Source organism: Aquiflexum sp., from assembly GCF_977115555.1.
Genome location: NZ_CDSBKL010000037.1, coordinates 1 through 18,584, shown reverse-complemented (window position 1 = coordinate 18,584; position 18,584 = coordinate 1). Strand labels below are relative to the sequence as shown.

The 18,584-nt window shown below is 41.6% G+C and carries 19 protein-coding genes and 1 pseudogene; 12 read left to right on the top strand and 8 right to left on the bottom strand.

Annotated features, from left to right (window positions below):
• The 3 genes from dinB to ACZFYI_RS04160 all read right to left on the bottom strand — a co-directional run.
• Window positions 1–602, bottom strand: a 602-nt coding sequence (dinB, locus tag ACZFYI_RS04170) for a DNA polymerase IV (protein WP_462522857.1), incomplete at its 3' end; no start/stop codon positions are given.
• Between the two features lie 3 nt (window positions 603–605).
• Window positions 606–1,856: an anthranilate synthase component I family protein gene (locus ACZFYI_RS04165; protein WP_462522856.1), complete on the bottom strand. Its 1,251-nt coding sequence runs from the start codon at window positions 1,854–1,856 to the stop codon at window positions 606–608.
• An 80-nt stretch (window positions 1,857–1,936) separates the two neighbouring features.
• Entirely contained in the window at window positions 1,937–2,656 is a 720-nt protein-coding gene (locus ACZFYI_RS04160; RefSeq protein ID WP_462522855.1) for a YceI family protein, read from the bottom strand.
• 158 nt (window positions 2,657–2,814) lie between these two features.
• Between ACZFYI_RS04160 and ACZFYI_RS04155 the strand changes: the two genes are divergently transcribed.
• The 7 genes from ACZFYI_RS04155 (at window position 2,815) to ACZFYI_RS04125 (ending at window position 9,023) form a co-directional block, all read left to right on the top strand.
• Complete coding sequence (locus ACZFYI_RS04155) at window positions 2,815–3,339, top strand: gamma carbonic anhydrase family protein (protein ID WP_462522854.1); 525 nt, start codon at window positions 2,815–2,817, stop codon at window positions 3,337–3,339.
• Window positions 3,336–3,830 (top strand): hypothetical protein, encoded by a 495-nt coding sequence (locus tag ACZFYI_RS04150; protein ID WP_462522853.1) that lies wholly within the window; start codon window positions 3,336–3,338, stop codon window positions 3,828–3,830. The genes ACZFYI_RS04155 and ACZFYI_RS04150 overlap by 4 nt, the downstream gene beginning before the upstream one ends.
• A gap of 270 nt (window positions 3,831–4,100) precedes the next feature.
• Window positions 4,101–4,814 carry an alpha/beta hydrolase-fold protein gene (locus tag ACZFYI_RS04145; protein WP_462522852.1) on the top strand — a complete coding sequence of 238 codons (714 nt, stop codon included), beginning with the start codon at window positions 4,101–4,103 and terminating at the stop codon, window positions 4,812–4,814.
• A 17-nt stretch (window positions 4,815–4,831) separates the two neighbouring features.
• Window positions 4,832–5,788, top strand: a complete 957-nt coding sequence (locus ACZFYI_RS04140) for an ATP-grasp domain-containing protein (RefSeq protein WP_462522851.1) — start codon at window positions 4,832–4,834, stop codon at window positions 5,786–5,788.
• Between the two features lie 3 nt (window positions 5,789–5,791).
• Entirely contained in the window at window positions 5,792–6,901 is a 1,110-nt protein-coding gene (locus tag ACZFYI_RS04135) for a carboxylate-amine ligase (RefSeq protein ID WP_462522850.1), read from the top strand.
• A 96-nt stretch (window positions 6,902–6,997) separates the two neighbouring features.
• On the top strand, window positions 6,998–7,822 hold the full coding sequence (locus tag ACZFYI_RS04130) for a type 1 glutamine amidotransferase (RefSeq protein WP_462522849.1): 825 nt from the start codon (window positions 6,998–7,000) through the stop codon (window positions 7,820–7,822).
• Between the two features lie 10 nt (window positions 7,823–7,832).
• On the top strand, window positions 7,833–9,023 hold the full coding sequence (locus ACZFYI_RS04125) for a hypothetical protein (RefSeq protein WP_462522848.1): 1,191 nt from the start codon (window positions 7,833–7,835) through the stop codon (window positions 9,021–9,023).
• 3 nt (window positions 9,024–9,026) lie between these two features.
• On the opposite strand, the gene ACZFYI_RS04120 is transcribed toward ACZFYI_RS04125, so the two are convergent.
• Entirely contained in the window at window positions 9,027–9,806 is a 780-nt protein-coding gene (locus tag ACZFYI_RS04120) for a polysaccharide deacetylase family protein (protein ID WP_462522847.1), read from the bottom strand.
• A gap of 342 nt (window positions 9,807–10,148) precedes the next feature.
• On the opposite strand from ACZFYI_RS04120, the gene ACZFYI_RS04115 reads away from it, so the two are divergent.
• From ACZFYI_RS04115 to ACZFYI_RS04105, 3 genes are read left to right on the top strand one after another with little or no spacing between them, the layout of a single operon-like run.
• The gene (locus tag ACZFYI_RS04115; RefSeq protein ID WP_462522846.1) at window positions 10,149–11,273 is read left to right on the top strand and encodes a Re/Si-specific NAD(P)(+) transhydrogenase subunit alpha; all 1,125 of its coding nucleotides are present in this window, start codon (window positions 10,149–10,151) and stop codon (window positions 11,271–11,273) included.
• 2 nt (window positions 11,274–11,275) lie between these two features.
• On the top strand, window positions 11,276–11,593 hold the full coding sequence (locus ACZFYI_RS04110; protein ID WP_113924364.1) for an NAD(P) transhydrogenase subunit alpha part 2: 318 nt from the start codon (window positions 11,276–11,278) through the stop codon (window positions 11,591–11,593).
• The gene (locus tag ACZFYI_RS04105; RefSeq protein ID WP_462522845.1) at window positions 11,590–12,990 is read left to right on the top strand and encodes an NAD(P)(+) transhydrogenase (Re/Si-specific) subunit beta; all 1,401 of its coding nucleotides are present in this window, start codon (window positions 11,590–11,592) and stop codon (window positions 12,988–12,990) included. The genes ACZFYI_RS04110 and ACZFYI_RS04105 overlap by 4 nt, the downstream gene beginning before the upstream one ends.
• A gap of 235 nt (window positions 12,991–13,225) precedes the next feature.
• On the opposite strand, the gene ACZFYI_RS04100 is transcribed toward ACZFYI_RS04105, so the two are convergent.
• Window positions 13,226–14,353, bottom strand: coding sequence for an aldose epimerase family protein (locus ACZFYI_RS04100; RefSeq protein ID WP_462522844.1), 1,128 nt, complete (start codon window positions 14,351–14,353; stop codon window positions 13,226–13,228).
• 126 nt (window positions 14,354–14,479) lie between these two features.
• Here ACZFYI_RS04100 and ACZFYI_RS04095 point away from each other — a divergent pair, with 126 nt between their 5' ends.
• Complete coding sequence (locus tag ACZFYI_RS04095; protein ID WP_462522843.1) at window positions 14,480–15,328, top strand: OmpA/MotB family protein; 849 nt, start codon at window positions 14,480–14,482, stop codon at window positions 15,326–15,328.
• Between the two features lie 94 nt (window positions 15,329–15,422).
• On the opposite strand, the gene ACZFYI_RS04090 is transcribed toward ACZFYI_RS04095, so the two are convergent.
• The 3 genes from ACZFYI_RS04090 to ACZFYI_RS04080 all read right to left on the bottom strand — a co-directional run bounded on the left by ACZFYI_RS04090 (window position 15,423) and on the right by ACZFYI_RS04080 (window position 18,261).
• Window positions 15,423–16,868 carry a PhoPQ-activated pathogenicity-related family protein gene (locus ACZFYI_RS04090; RefSeq protein ID WP_462522842.1) on the bottom strand — a complete coding sequence of 482 codons (1,446 nt, stop codon included), beginning with the start codon at window positions 16,866–16,868 and terminating at the stop codon, window positions 15,423–15,425.
• 186 nt (window positions 16,869–17,054) lie between these two features.
• Window positions 17,055–17,618: a fasciclin domain-containing protein gene (locus tag ACZFYI_RS04085; protein WP_462522841.1), complete on the bottom strand. Its 564-nt coding sequence runs from the start codon at window positions 17,616–17,618 to the stop codon at window positions 17,055–17,057.
• A gap of 139 nt (window positions 17,619–17,757) precedes the next feature.
• Complete coding sequence (locus tag ACZFYI_RS04080) at window positions 17,758–18,261, bottom strand: RrF2 family transcriptional regulator (RefSeq protein WP_462522840.1); 504 nt, start codon at window positions 18,259–18,261, stop codon at window positions 17,758–17,760.
• Window positions 18,262–18,319: 58 nt separating this feature from the next.
• On the opposite strand from ACZFYI_RS04080, the pseudogene ACZFYI_RS04075 reads away from it, so the two are divergent.
• Window positions 18,320–18,584: pseudogene (locus ACZFYI_RS04075) on the top strand (hypothetical protein); the annotation flags it as partial.

Below are 18,584 nucleotides of genomic sequence, written 5' to 3'. Positions count from 1 at the left end.
TTGTGGATGCCCAATTCCTTCATTTTATCAGCAGTGACTTTCCCGATTCCAAAAAACCGCTCTATCGGCAACTTCTCCAAAAAAGCTTCTGCATCTTTGGGTAGGATGACTGCTTGACCGTTAGGTTTGTTGATGTCTGAGGCAGTTTTAGCCAAAAACTTGTTGTAGGAAATTCCCGCCGAGGCATTCAATCCCACTTCTTCCTTGATGCGTTGGCGGATTTCAAGTGCGATTCTCGTCGCAGAGGGATTGTTTACTTTGTTTTCTGTCACATCCAAAAAAGCTTCATCCAATGAAAGCGGTTCAACCAAGTCGGTATAGGAATAAAAAATCTCCCTGATCTGATTTGAAATCTCTTTGTACCGGTCAAATCTCGGGGGAACAAAAATAAGCTGAGGGCATTTCAATGCGGCTATTTTGCCGGACATAGCCGATCGAACCCCAAATTTCCGTGCTTCGTAAGAGGCCGCTGCCACCACTCCCCTTTCTCTGTTGCCACCTACCGCAAGGGGTTTTCCTCTAAGGTCAGGATTGTCCATCTGCTCCACGGATGCATAGAAAGCATCCATATCCACATGTATGATTTTCCTGATATTTTCCATGAGCTATTTTCCTTCCAAAACCTCCATGATTGCCGAAGCCTTGAGCAGACACTCTTCGTATTCGTATCCCGCATCAGCATCGTAAGTGATGGCAGAACCCACGGCAAAGTATCCTTTACCTGCTTTTTTATCAAATATTACGCTTCGGATGATCACATTGAAATCAAAATTTCCATCTGCTTGAATACGTCCCAAAGTTCCCGAAAACCATCCCCTTTTGAAATTTTCATACCGCTCTATCAATTCCATGCATTTGATTTTGGGTGCGCCTGTCATACTTCCCATTGGAAATGTGGCATGGAATATTTCTTTCAGTCCAACATCATTTTTGAAGGTGGAAGTCACTGTTGAGATCATCTGATGGACTTTTGCAAATGGATAAACGCCAAAAAGTTCTTCTACATCTACAGAGCCGGTTTCGGAGATTTTGGACAGGTCATTACGCATCAGGTCCACGATCATGAGGTTTTCTGCCCGCTCCTTTTCCGAGTAGAGCAATTGGTTTTTCAATATTGCATCTTCGTTTTCATCTTGGCCTCTTTTTATTGTCCCTTTGATGGGTTGGGCGATGAGTTGATTGTTCTCTTTTTTGAGGAACCTTTCGGGAGACGCACCGATGAGGAACAAATTGTCAGCTTTGAACAAGGAAGAAAAAGGCATCGGAGACTTTTCCATCAAATCTCTGAAACCAAGAAGTGGATCCCAATTATGACTTTCAAAAGTAAATGCCATGCAATAATTCAATTCATACATATCGCCTTCCTCGATGTGATTTTGGATGGCTTTGATGGCAGAAAAATAGTCAGATTTAGCAGTCAAAGAACTTACTATAACCTTGGGATTGGATGAAATTGGGTGCAATAAGCCTATAATTTCTTCTCCAATTTTTTTTCCCTCAGGATGAAAAACAGTAAAGGTATTTCGGCTGAGTTCTATCTTTATTTCGGGAATAAAAAACAAAGATTCGGGGCAATCAATCAACGAAGGATTATTGCTCGATAGCCTTTCCACCCTATTTTTGTACTCATAGCTTACGATTCCCACCAATTCTACTTTGCCATAAAATTGGGCCGCTTCTTCCAAACTTAGGGTATGATTTCCACCAAAGATGACATTTGGAAAGCCTCCATGTGGATAGGTAATCTCATTGTCCTGGAAAAACGAAAAGTAAGGGTATCTGTCATCAAACCAACGGAGCAAGTGGCTTTTCCAATCAGGATGCTCGGGAATCGGGAAAATAAAGTTTGCAGACATGATACAAAAGTAAAGGAATGGCGCAAAAAAAAAGAGGAAACCTTGCGGCTTCCTCTTTCGGATATATATACTGAGTTGGATTAGTTTGCTTTGATATCAAAACCTACAGAAACTGTATTGTAGATGAATTGGTCTTTTGCTTTGTCAACAGCAGTACTTTCGTCTCCATAAGCCAAGCCCCACGCAGTCCTGTCAATATTGAAACCTGCAGTTGCTGTTACAGCTCCGTCAACAATAGCAACAGAAGCAGGAAACTTAATGTTTTTAGTTGTTCCTCTCATTGTAAGGTTTCCTGAAATCCAATGTGTTGGATTTGCCGGCGCAACCTCAGAATCTTTCTTTGGCGTATTTTCAGAAGCAAATTCTTCTTTATCAGCAATGGCACCTGCAGCATAAGGCTCTACTGAAGTCAATTCGAAGGTTGCCTGTGGATGATTGGCAGCATCAAAGAAGTCTGGAGACTGAAGGTGACCCCAAAGTTTTCCATAAAATTCATTTGATTCTTCCATGTCTTGGATTTTCAAGCTTGTAATGTCAAATACAAACTTTGCGCCTGTAAGTTCTTCGCCTTGTATAGTTAATTCTCCTGTTGTCACAGGAATATAGCCAAAATGCTGTCCTGTCGGCTTGTAACCTCTCCAATTGATTTGGCTTGTACTTGGATCGATAGCTAGAGTCTTTCCTGAAGCTTCGGCTACTTCTGCAGCGTCAGATGTTTCTACGGTGTCTGTTGGTTTGCCACAAGCTGCGACAATAAAAAGAAGGGCAATTACCAAACCTGTTTTTTGTAATAATTTCATAATGTGGATTCTATTTTATTTTTGTTTAAATTTTAATGTATATACATACATGTATATACAGACAAAACTATTTATGAGAAAAAAAGTTCACATGATTTAAAAAAAAATAAATTTGACCTTCAGGTATTTGTAGATAATCAGTGTGAAAACCGATAAAGATGGCGTTAATTAAAAGTGTAAGGGGTTTTGCCCCGAGTTTTGGTGAAAATTGCTGGCTGGCAGAAAACGCCACAGTGGTCGGAGATGTCATCATGGGTAAAAATTGTACGGTTTGGTTCAATGCAGTGGTACGGGGTGATGTGCACCACATCCGAATCGGCAACGACACCAATATTCAGGATGGAGCTGTTATTCATTGTACTTATCAAAAATCGGGTACTGTGATCGGCAACAAGGTTTCTATTGCCCACAATGCTGTCGTACATGGCTGTACGATCCATGACAATGTACTGGTGGGAATGGGAGCCATCATCATGGACAACGCTGTAGTTCACTCTGGAGCGGTGATCGCTGCAGGCGCGGTTGTTTTAGCGGGGACAATAGTCGAAGCAAATTCTATCTATGCAGGCATGCCTGCCAAAAAGGTGAAAGATACCGGTCCTGAAATGCTTGAAGTCATTGAGCGCACAGCACGCAATTATCCGATGTATGCTGAATGGTTCAAAGAAGACGAAAAAAAATGAGGGAATTCCTGATTCGTTATAGTACTAACAAAAACATCTCTATACTTTTTGTCCTGTTCCTGATTTTTAATCTTTGGATCTTGCCAAGGATGATGCCTGCCGAACCCCTTGATTTAGAGATATATTATAATGCTGAAGAAGCCTTTGATAAAGTACACGGATTTTCAAAGGAGATCCGGGAAAGCTACAAGATGGTTTTGATATTTTGGGACATGCTATATCCATTGGTTTACAGCAACCTTTTTTCCTTTGTCATTTTCAGACTTTGGCAAAACGAAAAACTATCCCTTTTGCCCTTTTTCATTTTGTTTTTCGATATCACCGAAAACATTTGCATATTTAAAATCCTGGTTCAATACCCCGAAAAAACCATCTTTTGGGGATCAATGGCAGGGATTTCTACTGCCATAAAATGGTTGTTTTCACTCTTCACCATCCTTATTGTAATGACAGGTTTTATAAAAAAATTATTTTTAAAAAAAAGACAATAAATAATCAGATTTAAAAAGTCGGAATCCTGCCTGGACAACTTCTGTTGATTCATATCTAATTGGGCTAAATACAACAAAAAAACAATCTGGGTCATCATTTTCTAAAACGTCTTGTTTTTCAAGCTCCAACTTTTCTATTCACATCAGTAGGTAAAATTTCAAACCCGGCCATTAAAACATTTATTTGATTCAGTGTCCGAAAACTTTGGCCATTTTTTTTTGTGATTCCCCAAAAGCGGACTATTTTTATTCAGATTAGAAAATTTTGTTATGAAAGAGGAATATTTTAAGTGGTACTCTCCCCATTTGCATAGAGATGTGCAAATGCTTGCTTTTGGCCATGCAGGTTATCCTGTTGTATTGTACCCGACTTCTATGGGTTCATTCCATGAAAACAGAGACATGGGATTGATAGGTGCGGCAGAATGGTTTATTAAACAAGGATTGGTACAGATTTTCTGTCCCGAGAGCAATGACAGGGACAGTTTTTACAACAAGCAAATCCATCCCCATCAGCGTATTCAAAACCACATTGCCTATGATCATATGATCCGTCATGAAATCGTAGAAAAAATAAGGTTCAATACCGCTGTTGGAAAGGTAGTGATGGCCGGATGTAGCTTTGGCGGATATCATGCCGCTAATTTTGCATTCCGTTATCCGGGGTTTGTCAGCCATATGTTTTCGATGTCAGGTGCCTTTGAGATCCGCAATTTTATGGATGGTTATAACCACCCGGATATATTTTACAATTCTCCACTTGAGTTTTTGCCTGGCAACAATGACGGTGATTTATGGAAAATGGACATCGTGCTCGGTACCTCCAATTGGGACATCTGTTTTGATGCCAATATCAAGCTAAGCAATGTATTGGAAGGAAAAGGAATCCGGCATTGGCTTGATGCCCGCAAGGACAAGCACCATGATTGGCCAATCTGGAAGGAAATGTTCCCCCATTATTTATCTAGAATCAAATTCAATTAATCAAATACCAACCATTTATGAAAAAGATAGGAATTCTGTTTGGCATGGAAGACACTTTTCCCCATGCATTTGTCGAAAGAGTCAACGAAAAAAAGGAAAAAGGAATTATTGCAGAACCTGTTTTGATAGATAAGGTAGTCCAAAACCAGCTTTCTGAATATGCGGTCATCATAGACAGGATATCCCAGGATGTTCCGTTTTACAGGGCGTATCTCAAAAATGCTGCCCTTGCAGGAACTGCAGTGATCAACAATCCATTTTGGTGGAGTGCAGATGATAAGTTTTTTAACAATGCCCTCGCGGACCAATTAGGTGTGCCCCTTCCCAATACAGTCATTTTACCTTCTGCGGAGCATCCCACGGATACCACATCCAAGTCATTCAGAAACCTGAAAATGCCCTTGGATTGGCAGGGTATTTTTGATTATATCGGATTTCCGGCATACATGAAACCGTATGCAGGCGGAGGTTGGAAAAACGTGTACCGACTTGAAAACAAAGAAGAATTCTTCCAAAAACACCAAGAAACAGGACAATTGGTCATGCTGCTTCAGGAAGAAATTGTTTTCCAGGAGTATTTCAGGGTGTATTGCCTGGGAGGAAAAGCGGTCCGGATCATGCAATATGAACCTCGTAATCCACATCATCTCCGCTATGTGGTAGATGGTCCTCCCGCTTCCAAAAAACTACTCGCCACAGTAAAAGATTATACCATCCGACTTTGTCATGGTCTTGGCTATGATTTCAATACGGTCGAATTTGCAGTAAGGGATGGGGTGCCTTATGCCATCGATTTTGGAAATCCAGCTCCTGATGCAGACATCAATTCCGTCGGCCAGGCCAATTTTGATTGGGTGGTAGAGGAAGCAGCAAAAATGGCAATTGCCTATGCAAAGGCACATAAACCCAATCAGATCAACCTCAGTTGGGGAACTTTTATGAAAGAAGCAGTAAGCTCCTCAAAAAGATTCTGATATATGAGAAAGTTACCCGTATTTACTTTAGGTGTTGAAGAGGAATACCAAATCATCGATCCAAACACCAGAGACCTGAGGTCTCATATGTCCAAAATTGTAGATGGCGCCAAAATTATTCTCAAGGAGCAGGTGAAGGCAGAAATGCATCAATCTGTGGTGGAAGTTGGAACCAACATTTGCCAAAGCATTTCCGATGCCCGCACCGAGGTGTCCTACCTGAGAAGAAAAATAGTGGATCTTGCTGCAGAGCAAAATCTTGTGGTAGGAGCATCAGGAACGCATCCATTTTCAAAATGGCAGGAGCAGCCCATCACCGATGACCCACGGTACCACATGATCGTCAAGGAGCTTCAGGATACAGCAAGGTCAAATTTGATTTTTGGCTTGCATGTCCATGTGGGTATTGAAAACAGGGAATTGGCACTTCAAATCATGAATCAAGCCTGCTATTTCCTCCCTCATATTTATGCCCTTTCAACCAACTCCCCTTTTTGGGAAGGTAGAAATACCGGTTTCAAAGCTTTCAGGGCACACGTATTTGCGAAATTCCCCAGAACAGGTCTACCAGAATATTTTGATTCAGTACAATCCTATGATAATTTCCTAGAGACTTTGGTCAAAACGAACTGTATTGACAACCCAAAAAAAATATGGTGGGATCTGAGGATGCATCCTTTCTTCAGCACTATCGAATTCAGAATTTGTGACATGTGTCTGACGGTGGACGAAACGATCTGTATCACAGCACTCATCCAAGCAGTAGTCGCCAAACTCTACAAAATGAGTATGATGAATACCAGCTTCAATATTTACAGGATTGCCCTGATCCGTGAAAACAAATTCAGAGCGGCAAGGTATGGGACAGATGGGCTGATGATTGATTTTGGTCAGAAAAAAGAAGTGGCATATAAGGAACTGATGATAGAGTTGCTTGATTTTATCGACGATGTGGTAGATGAATTGGACAGCAGGCAGGAAATCAATTATGTCCATGAGATCCTCAAAAACGGCACAGGTGCAGACAAGCAACTTGCTGTATTTGAAGAAAATGACCATGATTTGTCCAAAGTCGTGGACTTTATCGTGGGAGAATTCACAAAAGGAATCTGATGAGTATGGGATTTTGGATGGGGTATGGGAAATAATTTATCCCAACTCCACATCCAAAATTCCTTAACTTTCCGCTTTAAAAACCAAAATACCGCCATGCAAGAAAAAATCAAAGTTGCTGTTTTGGATATGTACAATGGCAAAGCCAATCAGGGCATGCGTTGTATTCATGACATTGTCGGAAGATTTGCCAACGAACTAAGTCTGGAGGTTTTTGATGTAAGGCAGAATGCAGAAGTTCCTAATTTAGAGGACTTTAACCTCTATATCTCTTCCGGTGGACCGGGAAATCCCTTGGAAGGTGATGGGATTTGGGACACCAAGTACTACCAGTTGATCGACGACATCTGGATGTGGAACAAGACCAACGAAAGAAAGAAATATATCCTTTTCATCTGTCATTCCTATCAAATGGCGGTGCAGCATTTTGGACTTGCAGAAGTGACACGAAGGAAATCCACTTCTTTTGGAGTTATGACCATCCACAAAACTGAAGCGGGGATGACCGATCCTGTTTTTGATGGATTGGACAATCCTTTTTGGGCAATTGACTCCAGAGATTATCAAGTCGTGCAACCCAGCTTAAAAAAATTCAAGGAACAGGGGGCTGAAATCATTGCTTTGGAAAAAATCCGTAACCATGTCGAGTATGAAAGAGCCATCATGGCCATCAGGTTTTCGCAGGAAATGGTAGGAACACAATTCCATCCAGAAGCCGATCCCGTTGGTTTTTTAAGCCACCTCAAAAAGCATGAAGTAAGGGATGAAATCATAGCCCTGAGAGGAAAGGCAAGGTACCTAGCGATGCTTGAACATATTGTCGAAGAGCATACTATCTACAAAACCAACGAAACATTGATCCCCAATTTTCTAAGCCAATCTATCAGCCACATAAGGGAACAACAAGCAATATTATTTTAATCACTGACTTATGATTCAAACGCACCGGGAGTTTTTCAACCAAAACTTCAATGTGGAAAAATACCAGGCTTTTTTAAAAGACCTTGCCTCAGATTTTGATTATTTGCCAACATTCAGGGTGGCAGAAACACCTTTCTTTATTCCAACCGAATTGAAAAACCAGCTTACCGAAGGCTGTCAGCATGTCATCGATTTTATCAAAAGAGAGGACTTCAATACCCTCACAGAAAAATCGCTCAATGTAAATTTCAACGTACCGAATCAAGACCATCACACCCAATTCCTTGCCATAGACTTTGGAATCTGCGAAGAGGAAGGTAAGATCATACCGAAACTGATTGAAGTACAAGGATTTCCATCCGTATTTAATTTTCAGTACAATCTTTTTGAGAAAATAAAAAAGGCCTATCCTTATCTCTCCCATTTCACTCCTTATCTGAGTGTTTTGAACCAAGATGGATATTTGGATATTTTAAAAAAAACGGTCCTCAACGGGTATAATCCTGAAGAAGTCGTCCTTCTGGAAATCGAACCTGAAAAGCAAAATACCAAAATTGATTTTTACTATTGCCAAAGGGATTTGGGCGTTCCATTTATCTGCGTCACCGATGTCATCAAAAGAGGAAAACAACTTTTCTATACCAATAAAGAAGGAAAAGAAATACATATCAAAAGAATCTATAACAGGGTGATTTTCGATGAACTTGATGCGAGAAAAGACCTCCACTTGCAATTCTCCTTTTTGGAAGAATTGGATGTAGAATGGGCTGGCCATCCAAATTGGTTTTATAGGATCAGTAAGTTTATTCTTCCTTATTTGAAAGGCCCCTATTTCATTGAAACAACTTTATTGAGTGAAATGGAGGAAATCCCTGAAGATCTGGAAAACTACGTCTTGAAGCCTTTATTTTCCTTTTCAGGAAGTGGTGTGATATTTCATGTCACAAAATCAGATGTAGAAGCAGTGAAAGATAAAGACCTCTACATTCTACAGAAAAAAGCCAAGTATGTTCCTGTCCTTCAGGCACCCGAAGGTAAAGTGAAAGCTGAAGTCAGGATGTTGGCGGTTTGGCCGGAAAAAGATGAAAACCCAACCCTTATAGGAAACCTTGTCCGCCTTAGCCGCGGAGAAATGATCGGCGTCAAATTCAACAAAGACAAAGATTGGGTTGGAGGTACGGTTGGTTTGTTTGAAAAATAAACCCTATAAATCGCCTAGCAAAGTCTCTAAAGTGACGATCTCATAACCTTTTCTTTGCAATTCTTTGATCAAATCCGGAAGGAGTTTATAAAACTTATCAGCTCGCTTTTCCCCTACCCCAACATGGAAAAGCAAAATTATTCCATTCAATCCATTGGGGTCCTTGTATTCATACTGCCAGATAGTTTGCATAATTTCTTCCGAACTGATATAATTCTCCATTTCTGGATCCGTGTAGTCCGCATTTGTTCTGGGGCCTGAAGTAAAATTTATAAGCTGAAAACCCAATTTCCTGGTCCATTCACTTATGTTTTTATTGTACCATTCATAAGGAGGCAAAAAGTAAGGGGTGTTTTCCTGTTCTACACCAAACCGCTTCATTTCAGAATAATTGTCCAAAAGGTCTTTGGAAAATGTGTACCTGTCGATCAATAACTGAGTTCGGTCATCCCAGGAACAATATAGCAGATGCTTGTCCGAATGGGCACCAAGGTAATGACCCTGATTTTTGATGGCTATTATCAGGGGTTCAAATTCATGATTTCGGTAAAAATCCCCTGTGAAAAAAAACGAGGCCTTCACTTTGTTTTTCTCCAGAGTTTTTAAAATATCCCAACCTCCTTCTGCATATTCATGCCCGGTCAAAACCAGGGAAAGTTGTTTTTTCGAGGTATCACCTCTGACAATCCCGTCGAAAACAAACTGGTTTTGAGAAAATACTACTTGAGAAAAAGAGAGAAAAAAAGCCAAAAACAGGCTTGAAATGAAAGGTTGAGATTTCATAAGGAATGGAGATAGATAATTACTTAGGGCAAAATCCACAATTTAATCGCTAACATTTAAAAAAGGTTAGCCTTTCAAGGATGGATAAATTTACTTAAAATATTGTATGTACTGGTTTAACGCATTTCGATTGGGGTAAAAAAAAAGCGTATAGATAACGGGATTGATTTTGGGTGAAACTTATTTACCTGCGAGATTTTGCACAATATTCCAATAAAATAACTCAAATCAAAATAAACAGATACCGCCTGATTAAAATCACTTTATTTTTACAATCTTTTTGATAGTTTCAGGTCTTCAAATCTTTTGAACATATATTTATCGCCATCACAATTTCGACCAATGATAATAGGGATTTTAAAAGAACCCCAAGACGAGTCAAGGGTAGCACTTTTGCCGGAAGCGGTAAAAACGCTCATCAGCTGGAAAGTCTCGGTTTGGGTAGAAAAACATGCAGGTACCAGAGCCTATGCATCCGATAAGCTCTATGAGGAGTCTGGAGCAGAAATCCACAGCAGACAGGACATTCTAAAGCAAACAGATTTGGTACTCGGTATACAGCCTATTTCTGAGGAGGAAATTGCTGTCTTAAAACCTGAAACAGTTCTGATGGGCCAATTGGGGGCGCTGTTTAATCCTGAGCTTACCAAATACCTGATTCAAAACAAAAAAACTGCATTTAGCATGGAGTTGGTACCAAGGACCACGAGGGCACAGTCTATGGACGTGCTATCTTCCATGGCTACCGTCACCGGTTACAAAGCTGTGCTAATGGCTGCCAATCTCCTTCCCAGATTCTTTCCGATGTTCATGACTGCTGCAGGTAGCATCACCCCTGCTAGAGTGTTGATTTTAGGAGCAGGGGTTGCAGGATTACAGGCCATTGCCACATCCAGAAGATTGGGAGCCTCCGTCTTTGCATTTGATGTCCGGCAGGCCGCCAAAGAGGAAGTACTTTCCTTGGGAGCAAAATTTGTCGATGTCGAAGGCGCCAAAGAGGACAAAGGTGCGGGAGGCTATGCAGTGGAACAATCTGCCGAATACCTCCAGAAACAAAAAGACACTATCCATGAACATGCCACAAAGGCTGACATCATCATTACCACTGCTCAGATTCCAGGACGAAAAGCCCCACAATTGGTCGAGGAAAGGACAGTAAGGGCCATGAAGCCAGGTTCGGTAATTATTGATCTTGCCGCCTCTTCAGGAGGAAACTGTGCGTTGTCACAACCTGACCAAACCGTAGAAGTAAACGGTGTCCGGATCGTAGGAGTCGGCAACCTTGCCTCCAGCATGCCTCAGGACGCCAGCAAAATGTATGGTAAAAATTACCTTAATTTCCTCAAACTGATCATCAAAGACGGAAACCTTAACCTGAATTTTGAGGATGACATTGTCACCGGAACATGCGTTTGCCATGCCGGTAATCCGATAAGTCCAAGAATCATTCAAATGCAAAGCAACTGACCATGGAACAAGTTTTAAGTTATATAGGTGAAAACATGGAAATGGTATATTTCCTGTTATTGGCCATCCTTTTGGGAGTGGAAGTGATTTCCAATGTACCCGCCATACTTCATACCCCGCTGATGTCCGGCGCCAATGCGATCCACGGCGTGGTGGTAGTCGGTGCCATTATCGTGATGCTTCAGGCTTCCCCTGACAATTACCTTGCTTTGTCAGTAGGCTTTCTTGCCGTTTTGGTGGGGACATTGAATGTCATCGGAGGATTTGTGGTGACTGACAGAATGTTGGAGATGTTTAAGAAAAAACCTAAGAAATCATGAGCCTGAACATATTGGAAATCAGTTATCTCATTGCATCCCTGACTTTCATTTTGGGATTGAAAATGCTCAGCAATCCTGATTCTGCCCGCAAGGGGAACCTGATAGCCGCGGCAGGCATGTTGATCGCCATCATTGCGACCATCACTTTGTATCAGGATTTTGATTCAGGAAAGTTGGTCAATTATGGTTTGATCTTTTTGGGATTGATCATCGGTACTGTTATCGGTACCATTATGGCCAAAAAGGTTCAGATGACTTCAATGCCCCAGATGGTGTCTTTCTTCAATGGAATGGGTGGTGCCTGTGCGGCATTGATCGCCATCATTGAATTTCAGCATCACCAACACAGTACTGTGACCGGTTTTGATGGAGAACTTTTAGTAATGCTGCTAGGCTTGCTGATCGGTTCTGTCTCTTTCTCAGGTTCCATCATTGCCTATGGCAAACTGGAAGGAAAAATCCAGGATAAGGTATTGCCGATGAACCAAGTCATCAACATGGTCATGTTGGGTGCAATCGTGGTTCTGATTGTTTATCAAATGATCAATGGCTCTAACCCGCTCCTTTTCTATGTTCTTCTTGGGATTGCATTGGTTTACGGGGTGCTGTTTGTGATGCCGATCGGCGGTGCAGACATGCCGGTAGTGATCTCTTTGCTCAACTCCTTTACGGGTATGGCAGCGGCTTTTGGAGGATTTCTCTATGGAAACAAAGCCATGCTGACAGGCGGTATTCTTGTAGGTTCAGCAGGTACCATTCTGACGATCCTTATGTGTAAGGCCATGAACAGATCCTTGACCAATGTTTTGCTCGGTGCATTTGGAGGCGCAGCCGCGAGCGGTGCAAAATCCGCAAGTGGTGACCAAACCGTCAGAGAAATCAATATTTCAGATACAGCAGTTTTACTTTCCTATTCACAAAGTGTAGTGATCGTTCCAGGCTATGGGTTGGCGGTAGCACAGGCGCAGCACATTTGCCATGAGCTTGAGAAACTCCTTGAAGAAAAAGGGGTGGAAGTCAATTATGCCATCCACCCGGTAGCAGGCCGGATGCCGGGCCACATGAATGTCCTGTTGGCCGAGGCCGATGTGCCTTATGAAAGACTACATGAAATGGATGAGATCAATTCTAAGTTTGCCAATACGGATGTCGTGGTCGTCATCGGTGCCAATGACGTGGTCAACCCGGCAGCGAAAAATGATCCTTCCTCACCGATTTATGGCATGCCGATCCTAGAAGTCGATCAGGCCAAAAATGTCATCATCCTAAAAAGAGGCATGGCTGCAGGCTATGCAGGTATTGAAAATGAACTCTTCTTCTATCCAAAAACCCGAATGCTTTTTGGAGATGCCAAAGCCACTTTGCAAAAGCTGACAGCTGAGGTGAAGGAAGTATAAAGTCATTCCAATCGGACTAAATCAAAAAAAGCCTATGCTACCTTGCATGGGCTTTTTGATTCTCGGTTAATCAGACATGCCAATCATGATGGCTAAATTCCAGTCCGCAGACCTTGTTTTTCATAGATCGGCTAACAAATATCCCCAATAAAAAAACTGCTTCTCTATCACATTTCCATTAGTGAGGAAAAAGCAGTTCCATTGCCTTATTCTATTTTCGGAAGCTTGTCAGGATTTACCTTACCCCAAAAACATACTCTATCTTGTGGCTATAGGTTTCACCCGGATTCAACCTTGCTGTTGGGAAATCAGGGCGGTTTGGTGAATCAGGGAAAAACTGTGGCTCAAGGCAGAACCCATAGTTTTTGGTATAAGTTACGCCATTGGTGGTCTGCTTGCCATCAAGAAAATTCCCTGTATAAAACTGTACTCCAGGCATATTGGAATACATGGTAAATACCCTGCCTGTTCCGGCGTGATAGGCTTCAGCCATTTTTGCCAATTGGCCGTCATGCTCTTTTTTGACTACAAAATTATGGTCATAGCCGCTTCCCGTAGCTGCGATTCTTTCTCCGATTTTGTGGGCAGTAGTAAAATCAAATGGTGTACCCGCCACAGGCGCAATCTCTCCCGTCGGTATCAGCCCGGCATCCACAGGTGTATAGAAGTCTGCAAAAATAGTCATCTCATGCCCAAGAATATCTTCTTTCATGTCGCTCAGGTTAAAATAGCCATGCTGTGTGATATTTACAACGGTGGGCTTGTCTGTTTTAGCCTCAATGTCAATGGATAGCTTATTGTCTTTTGCAAGGACAAAAGTCATCGTGTTAGTCAAAGTGCCGGGATATCCTTCTTCACCATCCTGACTGACATACGTCATCTTGACACCTACCGCATCTTCCAGTTCCAAAACTTCTGCATCCCATATTTTTTGGTTGAACCCTTCTGCCCCTCCATGCAGGTGGTTTTCGCCATTATTAGTGGCCAATTCATAAGTCTGTCCGTCAAGTTCAAATTTACCTTTTGCAATTCTATTGGCATACCTTCCTGCAGTAGCCCCAAAAAAATACCTGTCATTGACGAAATCCTCTACATTCTCATAGGTAAGCATGACGTTTCCGGAATTGCCATCCCTGTCAGGTACGAGAATCCTCGAAATTGTTGCTCCATAATTAGTCAATTCCACTTCCATGCCATTACCGTTTTTCAGGTTAAAAACCTTGGCATCCTTGCCATTCATTTTGATATTTTTTACCATGATTTCAAATTTGATTTGCTCTTCCATCTTTTGTTCTTTGGGTGCTTGGCAAGAAGCAATGCAACAGAACAAGATGAGTGTTAGTGAATAGGTTAGGTTTTTCATTTTTGGGAGTTTGTTAGGTAATATAAAACTAAATACCAGAAATAGAGCCCTATTTTTAGTGAAAATCAATTTTGGGATTTTCAGTGGCTTCATTTTTGGAAGTAAGGTAGAAAAACTGTTCCAACTATGAAAAAAATCATCTTATTATCATTGGCTATGGCCACATTAAGTGTATCCTGTGTTTCCAAAAAGAAATACCTACAACTTCAGAATGACAAATTCCAAACTGAAGCTGCACTAGCTGAAATCAGGATGGAAAAGGAAACATTAGAAGCTGAAAAACAAGTATTGGAAGATAAAATGGGAAGGATAGAAGCCCGTGTTGCTGAATACAACAACAGGATCAATTCTTTGAAGGATGAAAGCGATTCCAAATTTACTTTGGACGGGAAAACTCCAATGTCTAACAATACTAAAAGTAAACTAAATGCGACTTTGGCAAATGTATCTGCAGAAGAACTTCAGGGAGCAAACAACCTTGAAGATTCCATCAATGTGGCGATTTCGCATAACCTGAAAAAATCCATCTCTGATGGCACATCCGAACAGGATGACGACATTCAGATCACAGTCGACAAAACTGTGGTGATGATCAATGTGTCAGACAGGCTAGTGTTTAACACCGGGAGCTATCAGGTGTCCAAAAATGCTGATGGTCTGCTTAAGAAACTGGCTGAAGTGATCAATTCTGAACCTTCCCTTGAAGTAATGATCGAGGGGCATACTGACCCTAGAACCATACAGACAGGCGTGCTTCAGGACAATTGGGATTTGAGTGTCAAAAGAGCAACTTCTATCGTCAGGATCCTTGAATCCAAATACGATGTCGCGCCGGAAAAATTGATCGCAGCAGGAAGAGCAAGCTATATTCCTTTGGTAGAAAATGACTCCAAAGAAAACATGGCCAAAAACAGAAGAACCAGAATCGTCCTTATTCCGGACATGGATAAGTTTTTTGCCATGATCGAGAATTAAGACGCTAAAAAAACTAAACCAATTACCACAAATAAAATCAAAAAAGCCGGGGATGTCCCCGGCTTTTTTTGTTTGAGGTTTTATGTCTCCAACATTACATGGTTCCTTTTGGTTCTTTGGCTACATAAGGCTCAAACAGATAATTTCTTGGCAAAACCTCTACCCCTGTGGTGACTTTGATCGGGGCTTCACCCGGATAGGTGATTTCCACAAAATACCCTTTAAATCCCTTTTCAGGTTCTTGGATTTCCACTTCATACCTACCGCTTTCATTCACCAATATTTCTGTCGCCGTCCATTTTGGTCCCAAAGCATAAATCCTAAAATCCCTGGCCTCTTCATTGTGGGCAGACCAAAGTTTGATGGATACAGGTTTTTGGCTTGGGTCTGTGGTGATCAGTATTTTTTCTCCTTCCATCTTCCACTCATATTTTGGACGAGTGGTTTTATTCAAAACCGAAGCATAAAAAGAAATCATATTGGGCAAAGCATCTGACTCACTCAGGTCGTGCCCAAAGTTGGGCACATATTGGATATGCTTTTCTCCGGGAAGACTATCCCAATAAAACTTCCAACTGTCCGGCAAAAAGAATTCATCCCCGGCCGCATTGATGATCAATTTTGGGATATCATACCGGTCCCGAAAGGAATAAGGTTCCGTGATTTCAAGAAGTCGATCATACTCTGCTGAACCTTGCCACTCCATGATTCCCTCCCTTACATAATCTTCCACCGCAGGAGACCATTCTCCATAATTTCTCCAATGATGCTGAAAAGAGGGAACCACATTGAGCAGGTCAATCACAATCGGAACAATAGCCACTACCCTGTCATCTACCGCCGCAGTCGTCCAAGTGGTCCATCCTCTTTTGGATGCACCTGCCACCACAAATTTGTCAAGCTTCTTGTTGTGCTCCTTTTGAGAAACCTCTGTAATGACATCCATCGCCAACTTGACGGCTTTGGTCATCGGCAAGCGTGACAGCCAATAGGCATCTTCATCTTTTGCTCCACCTTCCATGAATTTTCTCCAGCCATAGGCAATAATGGCATCTTCATACCTTTCACCAAATGTGTCATTGGCAAAAACCAAAGGCTGAAAAGGAACATTGAGGATCTGAGCTACTATAGAATTGGTCTGCATGGCCGCTGCCAAAATCAACTCATTTGGCTCCATGGGCATCTTGGAGTTTTTGCTTCCCCCACCGATATACATCATGCCGGTGTCAAACGGTGTATCTTTGGGAATCACCACTGACACGTAATGCCACCACTCTGTTTCGTCGACAATGTCTTTGGTCAGCCAGTGCTGTGAATACATCTTCATGACATGGTAATCATACCCCTCTCCCTCCGATGTATGGATAATCTCATACCTGAAAGTAGAGTCCGGCGCATGTACATAATCCTCCAAAATGGTGTCTGAATGCGTATTTGACTGAGAAACTTCTTCCGGCTTCTGTTGGCAGCTCCATCCTCCAATTATCAAAACAAAAAGGAGACAAGCTTTAAAAATCAATTTGTTTAAGTTGGGTTTCATCGAAATATCGTTAAATGTTTAGCATCTGAAAAGTTACAGAAAAAATACCAAAGGAAAATTTGAAAAAAATCAGGACCCTGTGACCTTCTCGGGATTTTTCGGTGAAGAGTTAGATAAAAAAACATAAAAACGAAAAAGCCGGATTTCACAAGAAACCCAGCTTTTCAAAATCCAATCAACCTTTATCTATTTGTCTTCCGGTACCAGAACTTTATCAATTACGTGGATGATACCATTGGAGGCCGAAACAGTTCCGATAATTTTGCCACCGTTGATCAGGATACTTCCATCTGCTGTCACTTCCACCATCAGTGACCTGCCATCCGCTGTTCCCAACTTTTTACCATTGGCAAAGGATTCGGGTTTGTAAACGCCCAACAGGACATGGTATTCTAGAATATCCCGCAGAGTTCTTTGATTTTCGGGTTTGGTCAGGGTTTCCAATGTCCCTGCAGGCAATGCATCAAAAGCGGCATTGGTGGGTGCGAAAACTGTAAAAGGACCAACGTTAGTCAAGGCATCCACATATTGGGCTGCTTTGAGGGCTGCTACCAAAGTGGAGTGGTCAGCTGATCCCACTGCTACCTGTACGATGTTGGGATTGGAGACATCATCCTGAACTCCCGATTGACCCACAGAAGCCGGGGATGATACAGTCTCTGCTGTTTGGGTTTGTTCTCCGGATCCACCGCAGCCAATCAAGAATAGCATTATGGCTAGAATTGGAAAATGTTTAACTAGTGATTTCATATTGTTTTGGGGTTTTGAATGTAGGACAAAAATAATAAAGGATATTTTTATCCTTTATGATAAAAGTCATACTTTCCCAGATAATTAAACCCAACCAAAAATATTTTATAGGAAGGCGATTCCTTTTGTGGAAAAAAAATCAGGCTAACCTTGCCAAAACCGTCGTCCCGTCTCCAACCTCCTCAGCCAACTGTTTCAGACTTTTAACAGTCAGCATATGGATAATCTTGGTGCGGACATTTTTAATTTCAAAATGCAACGGACAGGGATTTTCTTCAGAACATTGTTTCAGACCCAAGCTGCAACCATGGAATAAACCGTCACCGTCAATGGCCATAACAACATCTTTCAAGGTTTTGGATTCATGGCTCTTGTCAACAAAAAAACCTCCTGTAGGGCCTTTGAATGAACCTACCAACTGCTGCCTGACCAAAATCTGAAGAATCTTAGCTGTGAATGCATCAGGCGCATCTATCTCCTGACCGATCTCTTTTGCTCCTACTTTTTTACCCTCCAAGGTTTGTTTGTGGATATAAATTACTGCTTTAATGGCGTACTGACAGGTTTTTGAAAACATATGCTGAATAAATCTAATGCAGGTGACAAGAATAGGAATAGAAACCCAAATAAAAGATATTTTCATCTTATTATCGGTAATATTTATTACAGAAGTGGCTGATTTTTTTTTAGAATTTCGAAAAATGAATCAAACCGGAAAAAACGTAGATGACCAAAATCAAGTCATCACGAGTTTAGATAAATTGAAACATTGGGAGAAAATTTACCAAACAAAGGATTTTACTGAAGTGGGTTGGTACCAAAAAACGCCAACAGTTTCTCTTTCCTTTTTTGAAGAATCCAAAATCACAAAAGATGCCAAGATTTTAGACGTTGGTGGCGGAGACAGCTTTTTGGTCGACCACCTTTTGGATTTGGGTTACTTGCACGTGCATGTCTTAGACTTAT

Bases quoted from the DNA above. Each gene is read 5' to 3' on its own strand.
- ACZFYI_RS04080 (WP_462522840.1), bottom strand. From the start codon at position 18,261: ATGAAAATATCTTTTATTTGGGTTTCTATTCCTATTCTTGTCACCTGC.
- ACZFYI_RS04145 (WP_462522852.1), top strand. From the start codon at position 4,101: ATGAAAGAGGAATATTTTAAGTGGTACTCTCCCCATTTGCATAGAGAT.
- ACZFYI_RS04130 (WP_462522849.1), top strand. From the start codon at position 6,998: ATGCAAGAAAAAATCAAAGTTGCTGTTTTGGATATGTACAATGGCAAA.
- ACZFYI_RS04135 (WP_462522850.1), top strand. From the start codon at position 5,792: ATGAGAAAGTTACCCGTATTTACTTTAGGTGTTGAAGAGGAATACCAA.
- ACZFYI_RS04110 (WP_113924364.1), top strand. From the start codon at position 11,276: ATGGAACAAGTTTTAAGTTATATAGGTGAAAACATGGAAATGGTATAT.
- ACZFYI_RS04165 (WP_462522856.1), bottom strand. From the start codon at position 1,856: ATGTCTGCAAACTTTATTTTCCCGATTCCCGAGCATCCTGATTGGAAA.
- ACZFYI_RS04150 (WP_462522853.1), top strand. From the start codon at position 3,336: ATGAGGGAATTCCTGATTCGTTATAGTACTAACAAAAACATCTCTATA.
- ACZFYI_RS04105 (WP_462522845.1), top strand. From the start codon at position 11,590: ATGAGCCTGAACATATTGGAAATCAGTTATCTCATTGCATCCCTGACT.
- ACZFYI_RS04085 (WP_462522841.1), bottom strand. From the start codon at position 17,618: ATGAAATCACTAGTTAAACATTTTCCAATTCTAGCCATAATGCTATTC.
- ACZFYI_RS04120 (WP_462522847.1), bottom strand. From the start codon at position 9,806: ATGAAATCTCAACCTTTCATTTCAAGCCTGTTTTTGGCTTTTTTTCTC.
- ACZFYI_RS04100 (WP_462522844.1), bottom strand. From the start codon at position 14,353: ATGAAAAACCTAACCTATTCACTAACACTCATCTTGTTCTGTTGCATT.
- ACZFYI_RS04125 (WP_462522848.1), top strand. From the start codon at position 7,833: ATGATTCAAACGCACCGGGAGTTTTTCAACCAAAACTTCAATGTGGAA.
- ACZFYI_RS04140 (WP_462522851.1), top strand. From the start codon at position 4,832: ATGAAAAAGATAGGAATTCTGTTTGGCATGGAAGACACTTTTCCCCAT.
- ACZFYI_RS04095 (WP_462522843.1), top strand. From the start codon at position 14,480: ATGAAAAAAATCATCTTATTATCATTGGCTATGGCCACATTAAGTGTA.
- ACZFYI_RS04090 (WP_462522842.1), bottom strand. From the start codon at position 16,868: ATGAAACCCAACTTAAACAAATTGATTTTTAAAGCTTGTCTCCTTTTT.
- ACZFYI_RS04160 (WP_462522855.1), bottom strand. From the start codon at position 2,656: ATGAAATTATTACAAAAAACAGGTTTGGTAATTGCCCTTCTTTTTATT.
- ACZFYI_RS04115 (WP_462522846.1), top strand. From the start codon at position 10,149: ATGATAATAGGGATTTTAAAAGAACCCCAAGACGAGTCAAGGGTAGCA.
- ACZFYI_RS04155 (WP_462522854.1), top strand. From the start codon at position 2,815: ATGGCGTTAATTAAAAGTGTAAGGGGTTTTGCCCCGAGTTTTGGTGAA.